This is a genomic window from Microvirga sp. KLBC 81 (genome assembly GCF_003075415.1).
Classification (GTDB): Bacteria; Pseudomonadota; Alphaproteobacteria; order Rhizobiales; family Beijerinckiaceae; genus Microvirga.
The window spans coordinates 1-1,835 of sequence record NZ_QDAH01000218.1 but is presented as its reverse complement, the minus strand read 5'-3'; the positions used below and the strand labels follow the sequence as shown (position 1 = coordinate 1,835).

Here is a 1,835-nt window from a genome sequence, read left to right as displayed (position 1 = left end):
TGTCGGCTGCAAGCGGGAGGGCGGCAAGCGCACGGTTGCGTAGGGCATACTCCGCTCTGGTGCCGGCGATCTGGCCCGTTGCAAAGACCACGAAACCGAGGGCCGCACCAAGCAGCGCGAGCAAAATCGCAAGCCAGAGAGATCGACCGGCGGCCGATCTGCCAGGGACCATCAATGGGGCATGCTGGAAGGTGCCCTTGTCGATGCCGTCTTCTGCCACCGCATTCTCCAGACCGACCATTGGCGAATCTTAGTGCGGGATTCCGCCACGGGGAAGACAGCCAGTGCGGAAATCCGCACAAGCGTACGGCACAAGGCTTCCGAAATACCTGAGAAAACCACGCGATTCGCTCATTGTTTGGTTTGGCACGGCTCTTGCAGCTGACATCGCAGCCATGTTCGACCGGCGCGTCGCGACGGGAGAAAACCGGGGAGGGACGAAGAGCCCGCCCTGATCCGGCCAGGGAGAGAAATACATGCTGACCCCACAAGCCCACGGCGCAAACCTTGCGCCCCGCAAGCGCTTTCATGCCCCACTTTACGTGCAGGTGCTTGCCGCAATCACCCTCGGCGTCGCACTCGGTCATTTCTATCCGGGAATTGGTGAAAACCTGAAGCCGCTCGGCGATGCCTTCATCAAGCTCGTCAAGATGATCATCGCACCGGTGATCTTCCTGACCGTTACGACCGGCGTTGCCGGCATGAACGATCCCCAGAAGGCCGGCCGGGTCGTCGGCAAGGCCATGGTCTACTTTCTCACCTTCTCGACGCTCGCCCTGATCGTCGGCCTCATCGTCGCCAATGTCATTCAGCCGGGCGCCGGCCTCAACATCGATCCGGCCTCGCTCGATGTCCAGGCCGTGAATACTTATGCCGCCAAGGCCCACGAGCAGTCCGTGACGGGCTTCCTGATGAACATCATCCCGGCCACGATCGTCGGCGCCTTTGCGGAAGGCGACATCCTGCAGGTGCTGTTCTTCTCGGTCTTCTTCGGGATTGCGCTGGCGATGGTCGGAGAGACGGGTAAGCCGGTCCTTTCCTTCCTCCAGGCGCTCACCGCGCCCGTCTTCAAGCTCGTCAGCATCCTGATGAAAGCAGCCCCGATCGGCGCCTTCGGCGCAATGGCCTTCACGATCGGCAAATATGGCCTCGGCTCGATGATCAATCTCGCGATGTTGGTCGGGACGTTTTATATCACGGCCTTCTTCTTCGTGTTCGGGGTTCTCGGCGCGGTCTGCCGTTACAATGGCTTCTCGATCTTTTCTCTCATCCGCTACATCAAGGAAGAGCTGCTGCTGGTCCTCGGAACATCGTCTTCGGAGGCCGCGCTGCCCTCGCTCATGGAGAAGATGGAGAAGGCCGGCGCCACACGCTCGGTGGTGGGCCTCGTCATCCCGACCGGATACTCCTTCAACCTGGACGGCACCAACATCTACATGACGCTGGCGGCCCTTTTTATCGCGCAGGCGACGAATACGGATCTGTCAATGAGCGACCAGGTCCTTCTGCTGCTCGTTGCGATGCTTTCCTCGAAGGGTGCGGCAGGTGTCACAGGGGCCGGCTTCATCACACTGGCGGCGACGCTCTCCGTCGTGCCGAGTGTTCCCGTTGCTGGCATGGCTCTGATCCTGGGCATCGACCGCTTCATGTCCGAATGCCGGGCGCTGACGAATTTTGTCGGTAACGCGGTGGCATCGCTCGTCGTCGCCCGCTGGGAAGGTGAATTGGACCAAGCGCAGTTGCGAGCTGCCCTCTGCGGCCATCAGCTTGCCGAGACAGTGACCGGCCAACCACCGATCGCGCACCCGCCGAGTGAGGGCGCGCATCGCAACCTG

Annotated in this window: 1 protein-coding gene and 1 pseudogene; one reads left to right on the top strand and one right to left on the bottom strand. The window is 61.4% G+C overall.

Going from position 1 to position 1,835, the window contains the following annotated elements; translation table 11 throughout:
* Positions 1-241: pseudogene (locus tag DC522_RS33310) on the bottom strand (sensor histidine kinase); the annotation flags it as partial.
* A gap of 235 nt (positions 242-476) precedes the next feature.
* Between DC522_RS33310 and DC522_RS33305 the strand changes: the two are divergent.
* Positions 477-1,835, top strand: a 1,359-nt coding sequence (locus tag DC522_RS33305; RefSeq protein WP_133239458.1) for a dicarboxylate/amino acid:cation symporter, incomplete at its 3' end; no start/stop codon positions are given.